The 17,363-nt window shown below is 35.8% G+C and carries 16 protein-coding genes and 1 tRNA gene; 10 read left to right on the top strand and 7 right to left on the bottom strand.

The features are described 5' to 3' along the window. Positions 1–558: 558 nt before the first annotated feature. Entirely contained in the window at positions 559–768 is a 210-nt protein-coding gene (locus CWO92_RS20125; RefSeq protein WP_101356001.1) for a hypothetical protein, read from the bottom strand. Between the two features lie 180 nt (positions 769–948). Here CWO92_RS20125 and CWO92_RS20120 point away from each other — a divergent pair, with 180 nt between their 5' ends. Together CWO92_RS20120 and CWO92_RS20115 are read left to right on the top strand one after the other, a co-directional pair. Next, positions 949–2,697: an ABC transporter transmembrane domain-containing protein gene (locus CWO92_RS20120; protein WP_101356000.1), complete on the top strand. Its 1,749-nt coding sequence runs from the start codon at positions 949–951 to the stop codon at positions 2,695–2,697. 4 nt (positions 2,698–2,701) lie between these two features. Then, the gene (locus tag CWO92_RS20115) at positions 2,702–4,489 is read left to right on the top strand and encodes an ABC transporter ATP-binding protein (protein WP_101355999.1); all 1,788 of its coding nucleotides are present in this window, start codon (positions 2,702–2,704) and stop codon (positions 4,487–4,489) included. Positions 4,490–4,954: 465 nt separating this feature from the next. Here the strand turns inward: CWO92_RS20115 and CWO92_RS20110 are convergent, their stop codons facing one another. Beyond that, complete coding sequence (locus CWO92_RS20110; RefSeq protein ID WP_101355998.1) at positions 4,955–5,188, bottom strand: aspartyl-phosphate phosphatase Spo0E family protein; 234 nt, start codon at positions 5,186–5,188, stop codon at positions 4,955–4,957. Positions 5,189–5,395: 207 nt separating this feature from the next. Between CWO92_RS20110 and CWO92_RS20105 the strand changes: the two genes are divergently transcribed. The 3 genes from CWO92_RS20105 (at position 5,396) to CWO92_RS20095 (ending at position 7,279) form a co-directional block, all read left to right on the top strand. Further along, positions 5,396–6,109, top strand: a complete 714-nt coding sequence (locus CWO92_RS20105; RefSeq protein ID WP_101355997.1) for a cytochrome c biogenesis CcdA family protein — start codon at positions 5,396–5,398, stop codon at positions 6,107–6,109. A 147-nt stretch (positions 6,110–6,256) separates the two neighbouring features. Then, on the top strand, positions 6,257–6,613 hold the full coding sequence (locus tag CWO92_RS20100; RefSeq protein ID WP_101355996.1) for a response regulator: 357 nt from the start codon (positions 6,257–6,259) through the stop codon (positions 6,611–6,613). Positions 6,614–6,790: 177 nt separating this feature from the next. Continuing rightward, positions 6,791–7,279: a CcdC family protein gene (locus CWO92_RS20095; RefSeq protein ID WP_101355995.1), complete on the top strand. Its 489-nt coding sequence runs from the start codon at positions 6,791–6,793 to the stop codon at positions 7,277–7,279. A gap of 39 nt (positions 7,280–7,318) precedes the next feature. Here CWO92_RS20095 and CWO92_RS20090 read toward each other — a convergent pair whose 3' ends face one another. After that, on the bottom strand, positions 7,319–7,744 hold the full coding sequence (locus CWO92_RS20090; RefSeq protein ID WP_101355994.1) for a DUF2621 domain-containing protein: 426 nt from the start codon (positions 7,742–7,744) through the stop codon (positions 7,319–7,321). A 138-nt stretch (positions 7,745–7,882) separates the two neighbouring features. On the opposite strand from CWO92_RS20090, the gene CWO92_RS25590 reads away from it, so the two are divergent. From CWO92_RS25590 to selB, 3 genes are all read left to right on the top strand, one after another. Beyond that, positions 7,883–7,979 (top strand) — tRNA-Sec (locus CWO92_RS25590). A 621-nt stretch (positions 7,980–8,600) separates the two neighbouring features. Next, positions 8,601–9,056 carry a tyrosine-type recombinase/integrase gene (locus CWO92_RS26150; RefSeq protein ID WP_235851643.1) on the top strand — a complete coding sequence of 152 codons (456 nt, stop codon included), beginning with the start codon at positions 8,601–8,603 and terminating at the stop codon, positions 9,054–9,056. Between the two features lie 429 nt (positions 9,057–9,485). After that, a complete protein-coding gene (gene selB, locus CWO92_RS20075) occupies positions 9,486–11,366 on the top strand; it encodes a selenocysteine-specific translation elongation factor (RefSeq protein WP_101355992.1) in 1,881 nt (626 codons plus the stop codon). 47 nt (positions 11,367–11,413) lie between these two features. Here selB and CWO92_RS20070 read toward each other — a convergent pair whose 3' ends face one another. The 4 genes from CWO92_RS20070 to kynU form a co-directional block, all read right to left on the bottom strand. Then, positions 11,414–12,145: a class I SAM-dependent methyltransferase gene (locus CWO92_RS20070; protein WP_101355991.1), complete on the bottom strand. Its 732-nt coding sequence runs from the start codon at positions 12,143–12,145 to the stop codon at positions 11,414–11,416. 228 nt (positions 12,146–12,373) lie between these two features. Beyond that, positions 12,374–13,204, bottom strand: coding sequence for a tryptophan 2,3-dioxygenase (gene kynA, locus CWO92_RS20065; RefSeq protein WP_101355990.1), 831 nt, complete (start codon positions 13,202–13,204; stop codon positions 12,374–12,376). A gap of 16 nt (positions 13,205–13,220) precedes the next feature. Further along, positions 13,221–13,850 (bottom strand): arylformamidase, encoded by a 630-nt coding sequence (gene kynB, locus CWO92_RS20060; RefSeq protein ID WP_101355989.1) that lies wholly within the window; start codon positions 13,848–13,850, stop codon positions 13,221–13,223. 15 nt (positions 13,851–13,865) lie between these two features. Then, entirely contained in the window at positions 13,866–15,140 is a 1,275-nt protein-coding gene (kynU, locus tag CWO92_RS20055) for a kynureninase (protein ID WP_101355988.1), read from the bottom strand. Between the two features lie 173 nt (positions 15,141–15,313). On the opposite strand from kynU, the gene CWO92_RS20050 reads away from it, so the two are divergent. Together CWO92_RS20050 and CWO92_RS20045 are read left to right on the top strand one after the other, a co-directional pair. Continuing rightward, entirely contained in the window at positions 15,314–15,664 is a 351-nt protein-coding gene (locus CWO92_RS20050; RefSeq protein ID WP_101355987.1) for a DUF485 domain-containing protein, read from the top strand. After that, a complete protein-coding gene (locus CWO92_RS20045) occupies positions 15,661–17,199 on the top strand; it encodes a solute symporter family protein (RefSeq protein WP_101355986.1) in 1,539 nt (512 codons plus the stop codon). Before CWO92_RS20050 ends, CWO92_RS20045 begins: the two co-directional genes overlap by 4 nt. Positions 17,200–17,363: the final 164 nt, after the last annotated feature.

The following is a 17,363-nucleotide window of genomic DNA, read 5'->3' as shown; positions in this document are numbered from 1 at the left end:
AACTGATGGGGTTTTGCTAATTGTAGAACTGATAGTCATAAGCTTATTATTCGAGACGTTTCAAGGAGAATGAGAAATTACTAGAAACAATACATCAACGCATCCTTACAACTTTGATGTTGATAGACTCGATATAATACGTTTATTAATGTGTGATAATTTAGTGTAATAATGAAAAGTAGGAAAAAACAATGAAATATGGTTATGCAAGGATATCAATAATAGCACATAATTTAGAGGTTCAAATTCAAGCATTACTGGAAGGTGGCTAAGTTATGTATAAGGAGTAGTCATCAGGTACTAAAAACAGTTAGAACAGATGTCTAAAGGGTGCTTGACGCTTTGCAAGCAGCGGACACTTTGATAGTAACGGAATGAAACATCTGGCCCATACACAAAAGAAAGTGAAGTAATTGAGAACTTATCAAATGAATGAAAAGAATATAATGCTTCTTATCAGAAAAGAACAATGAGTGAATTAAAACTTAACGTGCGTTAAGGCAGCAAAAAAAGCACTATTTCTGTTTATAAAATGCTTCAGAAATAGTGTCTGGTATTTTAATCGCGCCATGGATTACTGCTATTAAATTCTTCCGCTAATTCGTCAATCGTATTTATGATATTTTGATTACTTTGCTGACTAGTTTGATTATCCTGATGGACATCACTTCTAATCTCCTTTGCCATATTCTCGAACGATTCGTTTACTTTCTCCATTATATTGTCTTGGTTTCCAGAAGGATTATCCTTAAAAGTTTGATTATCCATTTTACTTCACCTCAGGGATAGAGTGTGTAAAGCTTACAAAAATATTCAGTTAACACAAAGAAATTTCAAAAAATATTTTGGATAAAAGACTGTTATTCCCTACTTTCCTAACGAAAGAATATTTGGTAAAATTAGAAAGTATTTGTAAATTCAGAATGTTGAGCAGACGGGGGAAGAGGAATGAGGGTTTTTATTGATTTAATGTGGTTTTTTAAGCAAGAGAAAAGGCCTTATATTTTAGGAATTTCCATATTAGCATTTGTGGCAATATTGCAATTAGTTCCACCTAAAGTGGTAGGGTATATTGTCGATGAAATAAAAGATAACAAGCTAACTCCAATGCTTTTGGCTAAGTGGGTTATTGTTTTAGTTATAGTGGCTTTTGCCATGTATATCTTAAGATATTATTGGCGCATCATGATCTTTGGTTCTTCTTATAAGCTTGCAAGAGTTCTTCGAAATCGTCTATTTCATCACTTTACTAATATGTCCCCCTCTTTTTATCAAAAGAATCGTGTAGGGGATTTAATGGCACATGCCACCAATGATTTGCAGGCTATTCAGGGGACCGCAGGAAGCGGAGTTTTGACGCTTGTTGATTCTATCATGACAGGTGGTTCTGTCATTATTGCTATGGCTGCCACCATTAGTTGGAAATTAACGCTTATTGCATTGATACCAATGCCTATAATGGCAATTTTGACAAGTTATTACGGCTCTATTTTACACAAAAGATTTCATAAAGCTCAGGAAGCATTTTCTAATTTGAATGACAAAACACAAGAAAGTATAAATGGAATTAAGGTTATTAAAACTTTTGGCCAGGAAAAGGAGGATATTGCTTCATTTATTAAGCAGTCGGATGATGTAGTTAAGAAAAATATTTCTGTTTCGAGAATAGATGCGCTTTTTGATCCAACTATTTCTATCATAATTGCAATATCCTTCTTTTTATCCATAATATTCGGCTCTAAATTAGTGATAAATCATGAACTAACAATTGGTCAATTAATATCCTTTACTACCTATATAGGGTTGCTAACATGGCCGATGCTTGCGTTTGGAAGCATATTTAATATTATGGAACGCGGAAGAGCTTCTAATGATCGAGTAAAGAGGCTGCTAGGTGAACCAGTTGAAATAAAGGATAAACCCAATGCCATAAACGAAACGCCATCGGGTTCCATAACGTATTCGATAAAATCCTTTCATTATCCTAACGAAGAAAAAGAGATATTAAAAGATATTTATTTTTCTATTAATCAAGGGGAAACATTAGGAATTGTCGGAAAAACAGGAAGCGGGAAGACAACATTGTTAAAGCTATTCATTCGTGAATTTGAGGGATACAGTGGAAAAATTGAATTTGGCGGACATTCCATACAGGATTATAAAATGGATAGCCTTAGAAGTGCGATTGGTTATGTTCCGCAAGATCATTTCCTGTTTTCCGCTACGGTTGGTGAAAATATTGCCTTTACTAATCCGTCACTGCCAAAAGTGAAAATCGAAGATGCTGCAAAATTAGCACATATTCATGACGATATTATCGAATTTACAGATGGATACGATACGATAGTAGGAGAAAAAGGGGTTTCCTTATCAGGTGGGCAAAAACAAAGAATATCCATTGCGAGAGCATTAATAATGGATCCAGAAGTGTTAATATTGGATGATTCTCTATCGGCTGTGGATGCAAAAACAGAAGAATCGATTCTGAAGTCTTTAAAGGAAGAAAGATCTGGAAAGACTACTATTATTACGGCACACCGCTTAAGTGCTATTAAACATGCAAATACGATTATCGTTTTAGATGATGGGAAAATTATTGAACGTGGTAATCATGAAGAATTAATCAAAAAAGGCGGTTGGTATAAAGAAATGTATGATCGTCAGCAGCTGGAAGAACTAGTGGAACACGGGGGATAATAAAATGGATAAAATGACATCAATGTCCGGGAAGGAACAGCGTAAAGTATTATTTCGATTAATGAGTTATACAAAGCCCCATATTAAAACTATTATAATTGCTTTTACTTTGTTACTGTTGGCAACACTTGGGGATATATATGGACCAATCATCATACAAAGATTCATCGATGATTATTTAACACCTCATCATTTTCCGTATAAACCGCTTGTAACTCTTGCAAGTCTTTATATTGGAATACAAATATTCAAAGTGATCATTTCTTATTTTCAGATCTTTAAATTTCAAGAAATTGCTATTAAGATTATTCAGCAGCTAAGAATTGATGTTTATTCGAAAGTGCAGACATTAGGAATGCGTTATTTTGACAAGACACCAGCAGGTAGTATTGTTTCAAGAATTACCAATGATACAGAAGCAATATTTGATATGTTTGTGAACGTAATGGTTACCTTTATTCAGGGAAGCTTTTTATTAATCGGGATTTTTATTGCAATGTTTTCTTTAAATGCAAAACTAGCATTATTCTGTCTATGTATACTGCCGTTGATATTCTATGTTATGGTTCTATATCGAAAATTCAGCTCGGTTTTTTACCAAGAAATGCGTGAGCGTCTAAGCCAGTTAAATGCTAAATTGAATGAGTCTTTGCAAGGAATGCCAATTATACAAGTATTTCGTCAGGAAAAGAGGCTTAGGGAAGAATTTGCTGACATTAATGCAAAACATTACAATGCAGGAATGAGAAATATTAAAATTGATGGATTATTACTTCGACCTGCTATTGATTTAATATATGTTTTTGCTTTAATGATTGTTTTAAGCTTTTTCGGTATTTCCTCGTTCAATCATACGGTAGAAATTGGTGTCTTATATGCATTTGTAAACTACTTAGATAGATTTTTTGAACCTGTGAATCAAATGATGTTTCGATTGTCTATGTTTCAACAAGCCATCGTGGCCTCATCAAGGATTTTTAGGGTTATGGATGAACAGGAAGTTGCACCTATCCAACAAGAACAAAAACAACTAAAAATAGTGGATGGAGAAATTGAATTTAAGAATGTCAGCTTTTCCTATGACGGAAAGCGTGAAGTATTGAAAAATATTTCGTTTGTTGCAAGACCTGGTCAAACCGTCGCTTTAGTAGGGCATACTGGGAGCGGAAAAAGCTCTATTATTAATTTAATGATGAGGTTCTACGAATTTGAAAAGGGGGAAATTTTCATTGATGGTAAATCTATAAAAGAATATCCAATATCTGAATTACGAACTAAAATGGGATTAGTGCTTCAAGATCCATTTCTATTTTATGGTACGATTGAAGACAATATCCGCCTCCATAACAAGTCGATAACGGATATAAATATTGAAGAAGCAGCTAAGTTTGTGCAGGCACATACGTTTATTGAAAAAATGGAGGATCGTTATTCTCATAAAGTCGTAGAACGTGGAGCTACATTCTCGAGTGGGCAACGCCAATTAATCGCATTTGCGAGAACGATTGCGACAGATCCCAAAATTCTAGTTTTAGATGAGGCAACTGCAAATATTGATACAGAAACAGAAGAATTAATTCAAGAGGCTTTGGAAAAAATGCGAAGAGGCAGAACCACGATCGCGATTGCACATCGACTTTCCACGATTCAAGATGCAGACTTAATTTTGGTACTGCATCAAGGAGAAGTAGTAGAAAAAGGTACTCATCACGAGTTAATTGCAAAGCAGGGACTTTATCATAAAATGTATTTATTGCAGAATGGCATGACCGAATTGGAGCAAAGCATATAAGGAAAAAGACGTTTTCCTATTGATGCAAAGAGTCTATGAAGATACTTATATATCAAAAACGAGCGAATGCATTTCGCTCGTTTTATGTTTCTACGATATGTTAGTTACAAGAACCTTAACAAGTGGTTTTCCTGGTGCTTAGGGGGAACGGTTAAGAGGGAAACATTGAACAGTTGTATATAATGTAATTCATACTACTGCTATAAGAGTGACAATAATTTTGACAGTTGGCAATTGGATTCCACAATTTATTTTTTGTTTTAGGTTTAGTTTCCTCTAATTTCTTTTGTTCGTCATTATTTATTGGATTGTTTACTATCAAGTGATTTATTAGTTTTCTTTAGTAAAGAATCTAAAGTTCGTCTTTGACTTCTTTTGTTTCCGTTTAATTTTGCAACTGCTACTTTTTTCCTTTACATGAACATGATATTCAGGTCGAGCTCGCCGTGCGGTCCATGGACTTGATTATGAACCTTTATTTGCTACTAGCTGGTTTGATGTCCTTTTAACCACGCAGATCTCGTTATATTGATTTAGTAATCGATCTAATTCCTGACTATAAAGAATTGTATTTGGGGAATGCAATCCTTCGATCATAACCATTTCTATTAATTCAGCTCGTTTTTTTTCAATTAGATTAGAAAGTTGATCTTTTAACACGGCTGTATTCCTTTCATTAATAGAGTTACAACATAGCATTCAAAAAACTATAGATTAGTAATAGTATAACCATTCTTTTACACTTTTTCAAAAAGAAGTTCTTTTTTTACGCTTTTATCCTGAGCGAGCGCCATAAAAAAGTCACATGTTTCTATTCATTTATAGAGCATATATTTGGTAAAATATAATAAGTATGTTTGTTGTTCGTTTTCATTAAAGTCGTATAATAAGCAGGAGTTGTGATATATGTCGAATGTTGATGTGAACTTTTTCTTGGCACTTGGCGCTGGATTTTTGAGTTTTATCTCGCCATGCGTGCTGCCAATCTATCCCGCATTTATTTCATACATAACTGGAATGTCTGTAAATGAACTGAAATCAGAAAATGCTATGCTTCAAAAAAGAAGCATGCTCCATACTCTTTGCTTCATATTAGGGTTTTCGGTTGTATTTGTTGCTCTAGGGTATAGCAGTTCTTTTATAGGAAGTCTTTTTCAAGCTTATCAAGATCTAATCAGACAAATTGGAGGAATCCTTATTGTCTTTTTCGGACTAGTAGTGGTTGGATTCTTAACTCCTAAATTTATGATGAAGGAGCATAAATTTCATTTTAAAAGCAGACCTTTAGGATTTGTAGGTTCAATTCTTATTGGTATAGCATTTGCGGCAGGGTGGACACCTTGTACAGGTCCCATTCTAGCAGCACTCTTTTCTTTAACGGTTACGAATCCGCAATCAGCAGTGGTATATATGATTGCTTATGTCTTAGGATTTGCTATCCCATTTTTTGTTCTTTCATTCTTTATTGGAAAACTGCAATGGATACGCAGACACAGTGCAAGGATTGTAAAAATTGGCGGCGTTATAATGATTATTATGGGGGTATTTCTCTTCTTTAATTGGATGACCATTTTAACAAGCTATATGAGCCTATTATTTGGTGGTTTCACAGGTTTCTAAGCTTTTTGGTATTAGAAACTCCGTATGGATAAGCAAAACAATTGTACACAAATTTAATTGCACGTTTATTAGGTAATTTGATATAGTAAATGTATCAATAGTAAGAATCTTTAGGAAATACGGTGCGAGTATGAGGGGGAAGCATCTGTGGCAAAAGTCCTGGTAGTAGATGATGCAAAATTTATGAGAGTAACTTTATCAAAAATGCTGGAACACGGGAATCATGAAGTGATTGGCGAGGCTGAAAATGGCCGGAAAGCTATAGAGCTGTATCAATCGCTAAAACCTGATATCGTAACAATGGATATTACCATGCCAGAGATGACAGGAATTGAAGCTGTAAAACAGATTATAAATGATGATCCTGATGCCAAAATTATTATGTGCTCCTCAATGGGGCAACAGCAAATGGTCATTAGTGCGATTGAAGCGGGAGCTAAAGACTATATTGTAAAACCTTTTGATGAAAGCAGAGTGAATGCAGCAATCAGCAGATTGCTTTAGCTTTAGTAGCCATTCGATAAACATGTCGGATGGTTTTTTTTATGTATATTTCACTGTTTGGGTATTTGTGTTCTATACAAAATTCGTTATAATAAGAAATGTACCTTTCTCAATTAAAAATAAAACTTTTAAAAAAATATGTTAGAATAACATAAATTACAAAGAGGATGATGTTAGATGACAGAAATTATTGTTTCATCCATTATAGCACTATGTATGGGAGGTATGGTAATCTTTATTAGACTTAAGGCTTCTAATAAACCTGTTTCAGTAAAAAAAATTATATTACCTCCATTTTTTATGAGTACTGGATTCCTCATGTATATCGTTCCATATTTTCGATTGACATTAGGAGAAGTTTTAGAAGCTTTAGTGGTAGGAATGGTTTTCTCCACTTTATTAATTAAAACATCTCGGTTTGAAGTGCGAGACTCAGATATTTATTTAAAACGTTCAAAGGCATTTCCTTTTATATTAATTGGTCTCTTAGTAATTCGATTAATTTTGAAGCTAGTTTTAAGTTCTGAAATTGATGTAGGTCAACTAAGCGGAATGTTCTTCCTTCTCGCATTTGGTATGATTGTACCATGGAGGGTTGCGATGTATCTTCAATATCGCAAATTAGCTAGCGGATTGGATGATAATATTCAAACAAAAGGAATATAAGTAAGAAAGCGAAGCACCTTGTGCTTCGCTTTTCTCATTTCAAAATAAATGTTCATATGGTGTAACATCTATTTTCATTTCATTAAGTTTTTTTCTTAAAAATTTGTGGTCCCTTTTTGGTGTTGCTAATATATATCCGCGGATAATGTGGTCTAACGTAATGGACCTTGCTTTGTCCTCTAAAGCAATTTCACCGATTTTACCAGCAATCTTGTGTCTTGCCACATCTCGGAATAATTCCGGAACGGGACTCACTAATTCTTCTAATAATTGCTTATTATCATTTGTCCATAAGTTTCTTGTTTTGTTCACATAATGCTCTTCCCAATCCATAATAGATTTACCGTCTTCTTTAGGTAATTTTTTTAGGAATTTTCGAAACATAAAAAATCCACCTATCGCCATTAGCGAAATTAGAACGACTACCCAGAAAAGGATGAACCACAAAAACCAACCATGAAGCATGGAACGAACCTCCTACGTTCATTACTACCTTTCTTCATTATAGTCAATATAGGGCAGAACAGACAAGCATAAAAACAAAGTAGAATACTTCCCGCTTGTGATTGAAGGCTATATTTACTATAATGATAAAAGTGTCATGGGGCTGAGTGCGTTGCTGGTGCATGCCGAGGTCTTCAAAACCTTCTGAGAGGCGCGTGTCGTCTTTGCTGGGTTCGATTCCCAGGCGGTCCCGCCATTACGACTTACTCCCGCAAGAGATTCCGATGATTTATAACGATGATTTAGACGATAACTCCGCAAAGGTTTTCGCCTAGTTTCCGGTAAAACTATCGCGGGCTTAATGCGAAAACTATCGGGAACCCATAGCGAAGACTATCAGGGTTGAGCCTCTTTCGATTATATACGGAAGGGGTTTTTATTTTGCGCAAGTATAAACGCGGAGGCTCAACGCAAACAGTACCGGAAAATTTAACGTTGAGCGATATGTTCGAACAATTTATGGTCGTTAAGCGAGGCGAAGGGCTCGGTCGCCTTACAATCGAAGGCTACTATCAAAATTACGGGTATTTTCAAAAATACATCAACCATCGCGAGCTAACAACGGAATTTTTTGTCGGCTGGATAACGCATATGACGGAGGAACTCGACTTTTCACCGCACACGGTTAATATTCGAGTGCGAACGATGCGAACTTTCGTTAAATATGCAAACGAGGAAAAAGGCTGGATTAGCGAGCCGATACACCGCCGATTGACGTGGTCGAGGCATTTACACCATTTACACCGAAGGAAGTTCGGACGCTAGTTGGAGTAACGAAGGTTATCGTATACGTACTGCTTGACACGATGATGCGTGCGTGCAAATTAGTCGATGTAAAGCGTGCGAATATCGATTTAAAAGCGGGGCATATTCGGTTAGAGGCAGGCTCGATACTAAGACGCGTGTTGGTCGCTATGTTCCGATATCGCCGCGTACGTGCAAGCTGCTTGACGAATATATGCGTGAAACTGCGGACTTTGGCAACGAGTATTTATTTGTCACATACGAAGGACACAAAGTCAGCGATTCGACCGTTCGCGAAAATATTAAGATACTCGGAAAAATAGCGCGACTAGACCGTGCGAAAGTGGCTCCTCATACATTCCGTCATACTGGCGCATTATATAATATTTACGGCGGCGATCCGTTTAGTTTGCAGAAAATCCTCGGCCACTCGTATATGAAAATGGTGCGCCGTTACGTGCAAATGACGAACCGGGACGTCCAAACGCAGCACGCACAATATTCTCCGTTAAATTACGTGTTCAAATGAAAAAATATCGACTATTTGGCGTTGAGGAACGGTTGCTAGATTTTATCGGAAAAGTTCGCGCGAGAATATGGAATGGAAGATGATTTGTGCGGTAGTATTATTACATATTTGTACCATACCGGATAATTACTTTAATATACTGATATATGGACAAATGGTTATTTTGAAATATATTAAGGATTACATAAATATATAAATTTAATTGGCGGTGTTTTTCTTGGAAAAAACATATTATTTTGCAACCCTATTTTTTGGCTTCATTATAACAATAGCAATTCTCTGTTTTGCTATTGTTTGTTTTTACATCCATTATCTGTGGACTGGGATTATCTTTTTATTAATTTTTATTGGAGCTATCTCCATGAATATTGTGTTTGCAAGGAAATGGTTTCAAAATCAAAAAAGAGGTAGTTATTAGAAGGTGAGAATATGAATAAAAGGTATTTTACGGTTGGTATGGCAGGTCATATTGATCATGGTAAGACTGCCCTGACCAAAGTCTTAACAAATGTTGATACTGATCGCTTAAAGGAAGAAAAAGAACGGCAAATTTCGATTGAGCCCGGCTTTGCTCCTCTCTTTGAGGATGATCAACTACAAATTTCCATCATCGATGTTCCGGGGCATGAACGTTTTATTCGTCAGATGATTGCAGGTGTGGCAGGTATTGATTTTGTGGTACTAGTAATCGCAGCGGATGAAGGAGTAATGCCGCAAACATTGGAGCATGCAGAGATTTTATCCTTCCTAAATATTAAAGATGGACTAATTGCTCTTACAAAAGTAGATAGAGCGGATGAGGAATTGCTATCATTAGTGGAAGAGGAAATTCGAGATAACTTGAAGGGTACGATTTTTGAAAATGTACCAATCTTACCTGTAAGCAGTGTGACAGGGGAAGGTTGTGCGTTCTTAAAATCTTCCATTGTGGAAAAGTTACTTTTACTACCAGAAAGGCATCATTATGGTCACTTCCGTTTACCGATAGATCAAGTTTTCTCGATAAAGGGACAAGGTACCATCGTCAGAGGAACTATATATGAAGGGTCGGTAACGGAAGGAGACAAACTGTCCATTCTTCCTAATAACATGAACGTTAAAGTTAGGCAAATTCAAGTCCATCACGAGCAAGTGAAAAATGCTTATGCCGGACAAAGAACGGCACTAAATATAACTGGAGTTCCGCTTCAAATGGTAAAAAGAGGAGATACGATAGTCAGCCCCGATTTCCTCAACACAACGGATATAATGGATGTCAGTATCAGAGTTGTAGGAAAACTGAAATTTCCAATAAAACAACGTATGCCGATAAAATGTTATATCGGTACGACAGAGGTAATGGGAAAAATTGTTTTCTTTGATCGCAATGAAGTAGCGCTGGAAAAGGAAGAGATTTTATGTCAGTTAAGGTTGGATGCACCTATTGTTGCAAAACGTGGAGATCGTTTTATTATTAGAAGACCATCACCACACGAAACCATAGGGGGAGGATGGATTGTTGATCCGAATGGAAAACGATATAAATTTGGCGAAGAAACCATTGCGCTATTACAAAGGAAAAAGACAGGAAGTTTTTCAGAGCGATTTCTATCATTATTAGAGGAAAAAAAAGCGTTACAAAAAGATGTATTATTAACCGATATGTCCATCTCTCAGGAGGAGCTTAAAAAAGAAATTCAACATCAAGAATGGATTGTTTTTAATGACTTTATCACACACAGAAAAATAATAAAGGAACTGTTTCAGGATATTAATAGATATCTTACTGATTTTCATCATCTATATCCTTTACGAACAGGATTAACAAAAGCAGAATTAATCCAAAGCCTGAAAAGAAAGTATCCGCAGCACTTAATAGAGTTTGGCTTAAAACAAGGTGTTGAACATGAAAATTGGGAATACAAGGGACCATATATTTTCCAAAAGGATTTTAATCCCTATCTTCCGGAAAAATGGATAAACCCTGTAAAAAGCTTACTGGCAACCTTAAAAAAAGATACATGGAAAGTCGATAATTTTAGCCTATATTTGGAGAGAGTTGGTATTGATACTAAGATATCACAAGAAATTACCCAATATTTAGTGGAAAATGGAAGTATCATTCCTTTAACAGAGTCTATTTATTGGCATAAGGATATCTTCTGGAGCTATGCTGATGACCTTAAATCCAAAACAAATCCGAGTTTTGATATGCAAGAAGCAAAAGCGATACTGGGCTTTTCCAGAAAATACTTAGTACCATTTTTAGAGACTTTAGATAAATTTAAAATAACTCTTAGAAAAGATAATGATAGAAGGTGGAACGAATAATGGAAAGAACGCCCATTCTGTTTCCAAAAAACAAAATGGGCGTTCTTTCAATTATCTAATTTTTGCGCTCGGAACACTCGATAACCAAGTAAATGTCCATACAAATTTGTAAGTTCATTATGAGCAATTAATATAGCAACCAGATCAGGTGTAACATTTGGGGACATGTGGAATTCTGGATCATGCATAGGTTGTGGCTGTTGCAAATGGTTTGAAATAGAACTTCCTGCCAGAATATGGACTGGATACAAACCTGCTGAAGACATTTGTTGGATCCACTCTTGCTCGGTTAAAACATTGTCCATCCCATATACTGTACAAATATGAAATTTTTCTTCATCACTGAGTTGCTCTTCTGCAGTCATATCAATATCTATTAATATCCCATGTGGTTTTAGCACTCGGTAATATTCATGAAGTGTTTTTTGGATATTTGTAAATGCAGTAACGGATTCTGCTACTACTATATCAAAGGACTGATCTGGGAAAGGAATGTCCTCAATGCTACCTTGGGTAACAGAGATAGACAATTTTTCTCTTGCAAATCTCTGCTTTGCCTTTTCCACCATTACCAGATGGTGATCAATGGCAGTAACCTGACAATTATATTCCATGGCAAGAAAGGCCGACGTTTGCCCTGTTCCACATCCAGCATCTAGAATAGTTGTATTTGGGGAGATATTTTCGTTTTGTAAGATTTGCTTCGTTAGATGAAGTCCCCCCGGATGTGCACCTCCTATACCATAAGATGCTAATGCATCTTGATAAGTAGATTTCAAGTTTTTCACCCCTAATTGAAGCTGTAACGCTTTCGATTCTTTGGTTAACCACAAAGATTATTAGACTAAGCCAGCACTTTTCGACCTTTCCATTACTTAATCTAGGAAACATAGATATAAAATGACGAAAAGTATCTTTAGTTAAACCATCATATGAATTAGGAGTGAATATGTGACAAACTATGGGTATATACCTAGTTTTTTAAAATGACTGTACAAGTGATAAATCTACAACTTCGTCCGTATATCCCAAAGTTCAGGGAAAAAACGATGGTCTAAAACTTTTTTTAAATAGCTTACCCCCGCTGAGCCACCCGTACCAGGTTTGTGACCAATAATTCGCTCTACGGTTTTCATATGACGAAATCTCCATTGTTGCAGCCAGTCTTCAATGTCTACAAGTTTTTCTGCTAATTGATATAGATCCCAATATTGATCAACATTTTTGTATACCTCTAACCAAGCTGCTTCAACAGTAGGGTTCGTTTCATACGGTACAGAGTAGTCCCGTTCTATTAGCTGTTGATCAATATGGAATCCGTGCTTATTTAATGCTAGAATTGCAGCATCATATATACTTGGGGATTGAAATGCTTCTGCTAGTCTTTGATGCAAGACAGGATCTTTTTTATAGATTGCTAATATATGTTTTGTCTTATAACCTAATGCAAACTCAATCATCCTATATTGATAGGATTGAAAACCAGAGGCTTGACCTAATTTAGCACGGAATTCCATATATTCTGAAGGGGTTAAAGTTGATAAAACATCCCAGGCCTGAATAATTTGTGATTGTATTTTGGAAACACGTGCAAGCATTTTAAAGGCTGTTGCCAGTTTATCCGTTTGAATGGAACGAATTGCTGCTCTAAGTTCATGTAAGATTAATTTCATCCATAATTCACTTACTTGATGAATAATAATGAAAAGCATTTCATCATGATGATTGGATAATCTGTTTTGACTTGTAAGCAGGCGATCAAGCTCTAAATATTCCCCGTACGTCATTTTATTTGTAAAATCTGTATAGATGCCCTCTGTCGATTTCTTATCTGACATATTTTCACCTCCTATGTTATTTTGTAGAAACAGGTTTTATTATTGCTCGAACAGGACTGCCATCGGCTTCTTCTATTAATAACGGTAAAGAAATTAAATGGTAATCCCCTGGTGATACATGTGATAAAACAACATTCTCCAAAATATGAACCCCATTTTCAAAAAGTGTGTGATGGGTTTCTAAATCTTTACTATCTAAGGCATCTACTGAAGGGATATCCACTCCTAACAGTTTTATTCCCTTTTGCTTTAAATATGGACCTAGACTAGGAAGTAAAATAGGTATACTATCAGGAAAAATGTTCGGGTTGGCAGTTGATTTTGTTTTAAATAATAATCTGCTTATTCCCTCTAAATCAAATTTTTCAAGCTCTTTTGCACCGATAGTATCAAAAGGAGATACATCAATAATCCTAGCAATTCCAACATAAGTATTAATATCTAAATCCTTCACTTTCCGACCTTCTGTATCAAAATGATAAGGTGCATCTATATGTGTACCTGTATGGACGCTCATCGTGACTTTTCCTATATTGACTGAACCGCTTTCTTCCTTAGTAACTGCAACCTCATAGGAAAAGGGGGTATCACCTGGCCAAACAGCAATATCATTGGTTAAAGGTTGTGAAATATCAATCCACGTCATGACATGTTCTCCTTCCTAAGCAATTATTTCTCTAGTATTTTCATATTCTTTATATGTTTTCTGAATCATAATTTCTTTTAGGATGGAAATTGCATGGAATACATCTTTAAAGGAATTGTAAAAAGCAATAGGAGCAAGTCTAATTCCATTTGGTGCTCTGAAATCGGGAATAACCCCATTTGCCTTTAGCGCCTTGCAAATGCTTGCAGCTTCCTGATGTTCGAGATAAATATGACCTCCGCGTTTTGTTTCTTCTAAGGGATTAGCAATTACAAATCCGTATTCCAATAGTTCGTCCTTTATAAGGTCAAGCATATAATTTGTGAGTTTAATGGATTTTTCTCTTATTTTTAAGATGCCTACTTCCGAAAATAATTCTAGTGATCCTATTAATGGTGCTATGCTTAGTACATGTGGGGTTCCAATTTGATATGCACCAGCATTATCGGCAGGAGTTAATACATGTTCCATATCAAATTGGACTTCTTTTTTGGAGCTAAACCAGCCGGCAAGACCAGGAGCTTTTCCGAAATGATGTTGGTGAACAAATAAACCACCAACACTACCTGGACCGGCATTTAAGTATTTGTAATTGCACCAAAAAGCGAAGTCAACATTCCAATCATGTAGTGAATGTGGAATGGCACCAATGGAATGGCATAAGTCAAATCCAATATAAATATTTCGTTCACGTGCAGCTGCGGTCAAACGCTTGATATCCAGTATTTGTCCGCTTCGATACAGAACGGCAGGCAATACTACTAAGCTGATATCTTCTGTCATGGCAGCAATAATATCGTCCTCTTGAAGTGTTCGCCCATCCTTACTTTTTACTCTAATTAAATGAGTATCTGGATTATATCCTTTATGCTTGATTTGGCTCTGCAATGCATAAATATCGGATGGGAAATTTAATTCGTCCGCTAATATTTTTGTTTTATTTCCTTTTGGTTGATAAAAGGTTGCGACTAGTTGATGAAGATTAACAGTCGTGGAACCGGTTACAATAATTTCATCCGATAAAGCTCCTACAAGCGGAGCGGTTACGTCACCGAGTTTTTCTGAAAGATAAAACCAAGGATATTTTCCTTTCGTCCATCCATCTATTCCAAATTGCTTCCAAGAATCCAAGACTTGTAAAAGTGAACTTTCAGCACGTCTAGAAAGGATTCCTAAAGAATTTCCATCTAGATAAGTCATATTTTCGGGAAGGTAGAACTCCTTTCTATATTTTGCTAAATCATCTTTTGCATCTAATGCTTTAGCAAAATCCAGTGAGTATTTTTTCATACATGTATTCCTCCTATTCTGGTTGATAAATTGCATTTTCCTTACTATATAATCATAATACTAAAACTGAAAATATCATAAATTTTAAATATTAAAATAATATTGACAAATATCATCTCCTAAACTTACTATTATTTAGAAAGTATGAAAAATAAAGAAAGGGAAGTGAAGAAATGGAAAAAGGGAAACAAACCCAACAAAAAGGTCGCAAGCATATCGATTATGAATCAATAGCCTCATCCAGTAAATTCAAAGAACTTGTTTCAACCAAGAAAAAGTTTATTATCTCTGGCAGTATTTTCTTCTTAGTCTTCTACTTTGCACTACCAATACTAACCTCCTACACTACTATTCTAAACAAGAAAGCTTTTGGCGAAATCTCTTGGGCATGGGTATTTGCATTTTTACAATTTATCATGACTTGGGTATTATGTACTATGTATGTTAGAAAAGCTGCAACATTTGATAGGCTTGCGGATGAAGTAATATCCGAAAATATAAATAAAGGGGAAGTTGGAGCATGAGTGGAATGGTCATTACTTTATTCCTCATCATTGTAGCACTTACTTTAGTCATTACCTATTATGCTGCTAAGAAAACAAAAACCGCCGATGAATTTTATACCGCTGGCGGTGGTCTGAACGGTTGGCAAAACGGATTTGCTATAGCTGGGGACTATTTATCTGCTGCATCTTTTTTAGGGATTGCAGGAATGATTGCCTTAAATGGCTTTGATGGATTTTTCTACAGTATCGGATTTCTAATCGCTTATCTTGTTGTATTATTTATAGTTGCAGAACCATTAAGAAATCTTGGTAAATATACGCTTGCGGATATGATAAATTCGAGGTTTGATGCAAAAAAGGTTAGAGCAGTCGCTGCTTTAAGTACGATAACGATAGTAATTTTTTATATGATTGCTCAATTGGTCGGTGCTGGAGCTCTTATCCAATTATTATTTGGCCTTGATTATTGGGCTGCTGTTTTAATAGTCGGAGTCATGATGACCATCTATGTATTATTTGGTGGAATGACGGCAACAAGCTGGGTACAAATTGTCAAGGCAGTTTTGTTGATGATTGGTACACTCGTTATTTCCTTCCTAGTATTGTATAAATTTAATTTTAATATCGTAAATATGTTTCATGAAATGAAAACGATTACGCCACTTGGTTCAGATTATTTAAATCCTGGGGTTAAATATAAAATGCCATTGGATACATTATCTCTTATGTTAGCACTAGTACTCGGAACAGCAGGGCTTCCACATATATTGATGAGGTTCTTTACAGTTAAAAATGCAAAAATAGCAAGAAGCTCGGTTGTAACTGCTACATGGGTTATTGGCATTTTCTATGTTTTAACGATTTTCTTAGGGTTTGGTGCAGCGGCATTTGTGGGATTTGATAAAATTAAAGAAGCAAACGCAGCTGGAAATATGGCTGCTCCACTGTTGGCAGGTGCACTTGGAGGGGATTTCCTAATGTCGTTTGTATCTGCAGTTGCATTTGCAACCATACTTGCAGTTGTTGCAGGACTGGTTTTATCAGGTGCATCTGCATTTGCCCATGATATTTATGGCCAAATTATTAAGAAAGGAAATGTAACAGAAAAGCAACAAATGAAAGCCGCAAGATATGCTTCCGTAGGTGTAGCGATTCTTTCGATTCTACTTGCACTCATTGCGCAAAAAATGAATGTTGCCTTTCTGGTATCCCTTGCATTCTGTGTAGCTGCTAGTGCGAACTTACCAGTTATAATCTTTACAATCTATTGGAAGAAATTTAATACAGCGGGGGCAGTTACGGGAATGCTTTGTGGTTTACTGTCTTCTCTTATTCTTGTAATTATAAGTCCAAATGTATTTTCACCAGTAGAAGGTGCAGCTATTTTTATAGGTAAACCGCTTATTGATTTAACAAATCCAGCAATAATTTCTGTACCTCTCGGGTTTATTGGGGCGTATATCGGCACAGTCGCGTCGAAAAAACAGGATGTTAAACGTTTTGCAGAAGTCTCTGTTAAAGCGAACACGGGCTATCGTGAAAATGATATCTAGTAACAACGAAAGTAATGCTATAAGGGCATTACTTTTTTTATGGTCAAAAATAGAATGAAAGAACTTAAAAAGAGAATATATGTGATTATTAAATGATTTCATTAAATTTAGTATTTTTCGAACTATTTTCCTATATAGTATAGACGAGAATTAAATAATTTTGT

Source organism: Heyndrickxia camelliae (genome assembly GCF_002844575.1).
Taxonomy (GTDB): Bacteria; Bacillota; Bacilli; order Bacillales; family Bacillaceae_C; genus Margalitia; species Margalitia camelliae.
Note: the sequence above shows the minus strand (reverse complement) of the source record. Positions and strands in the feature narration are given on the sequence as shown.

Excerpts from the sequence above, each read along its gene's own strand:
- CWO92_RS20125 (WP_101356001.1), bottom strand. The coding sequence starts at position 768 with ATGGATAATCAAACTTTTAAGGATAATCCTTCTGGAAACCAAGACAAT.
- CWO92_RS20120 (WP_101356000.1), top strand. The coding sequence starts at position 949 with ATGAGGGTTTTTATTGATTTAATGTGGTTTTTTAAGCAAGAGAAAAGG.
- CWO92_RS20115 (WP_101355999.1), top strand. The coding sequence starts at position 2,702 with ATGGATAAAATGACATCAATGTCCGGGAAGGAACAGCGTAAAGTATTA.
- CWO92_RS20110 (WP_101355998.1), bottom strand. The coding sequence starts at position 5,188 with ATGCTATGTTGTAACTCTATTAATGAAAGGAATACAGCCGTGTTAAAA.
- CWO92_RS20105 (WP_101355997.1), top strand. The coding sequence starts at position 5,396 with ATGTCGAATGTTGATGTGAACTTTTTCTTGGCACTTGGCGCTGGATTT.
- CWO92_RS20095 (WP_101355995.1), top strand. The coding sequence starts at position 6,791 with ATGACAGAAATTATTGTTTCATCCATTATAGCACTATGTATGGGAGGT.
- CWO92_RS20090 (WP_101355994.1), bottom strand. The coding sequence starts at position 7,744 with ATGCTTCATGGTTGGTTTTTGTGGTTCATCCTTTTCTGGGTAGTCGTT.
- selB (WP_101355992.1), top strand. The coding sequence starts at position 9,486 with ATGAATAAAAGGTATTTTACGGTTGGTATGGCAGGTCATATTGATCAT.
- kynA (WP_101355990.1), bottom strand. The coding sequence starts at position 13,204 with ATGTCAGATAAGAAATCGACAGAGGGCATCTATACAGATTTTACAAAT.
- kynB (WP_101355989.1), bottom strand. The coding sequence starts at position 13,850 with ATGACGTGGATTGATATTTCACAACCTTTAACCAATGATATTGCTGTT.
- kynU (WP_101355988.1), bottom strand. The coding sequence starts at position 15,140 with ATGAAAAAATACTCACTGGATTTTGCTAAAGCATTAGATGCAAAAGAT.
- CWO92_RS20050 (WP_101355987.1), top strand. The coding sequence starts at position 15,314 with ATGGAAAAAGGGAAACAAACCCAACAAAAAGGTCGCAAGCATATCGAT.
- CWO92_RS20045 (WP_101355986.1), top strand. The coding sequence starts at position 15,661 with ATGAGTGGAATGGTCATTACTTTATTCCTCATCATTGTAGCACTTACT.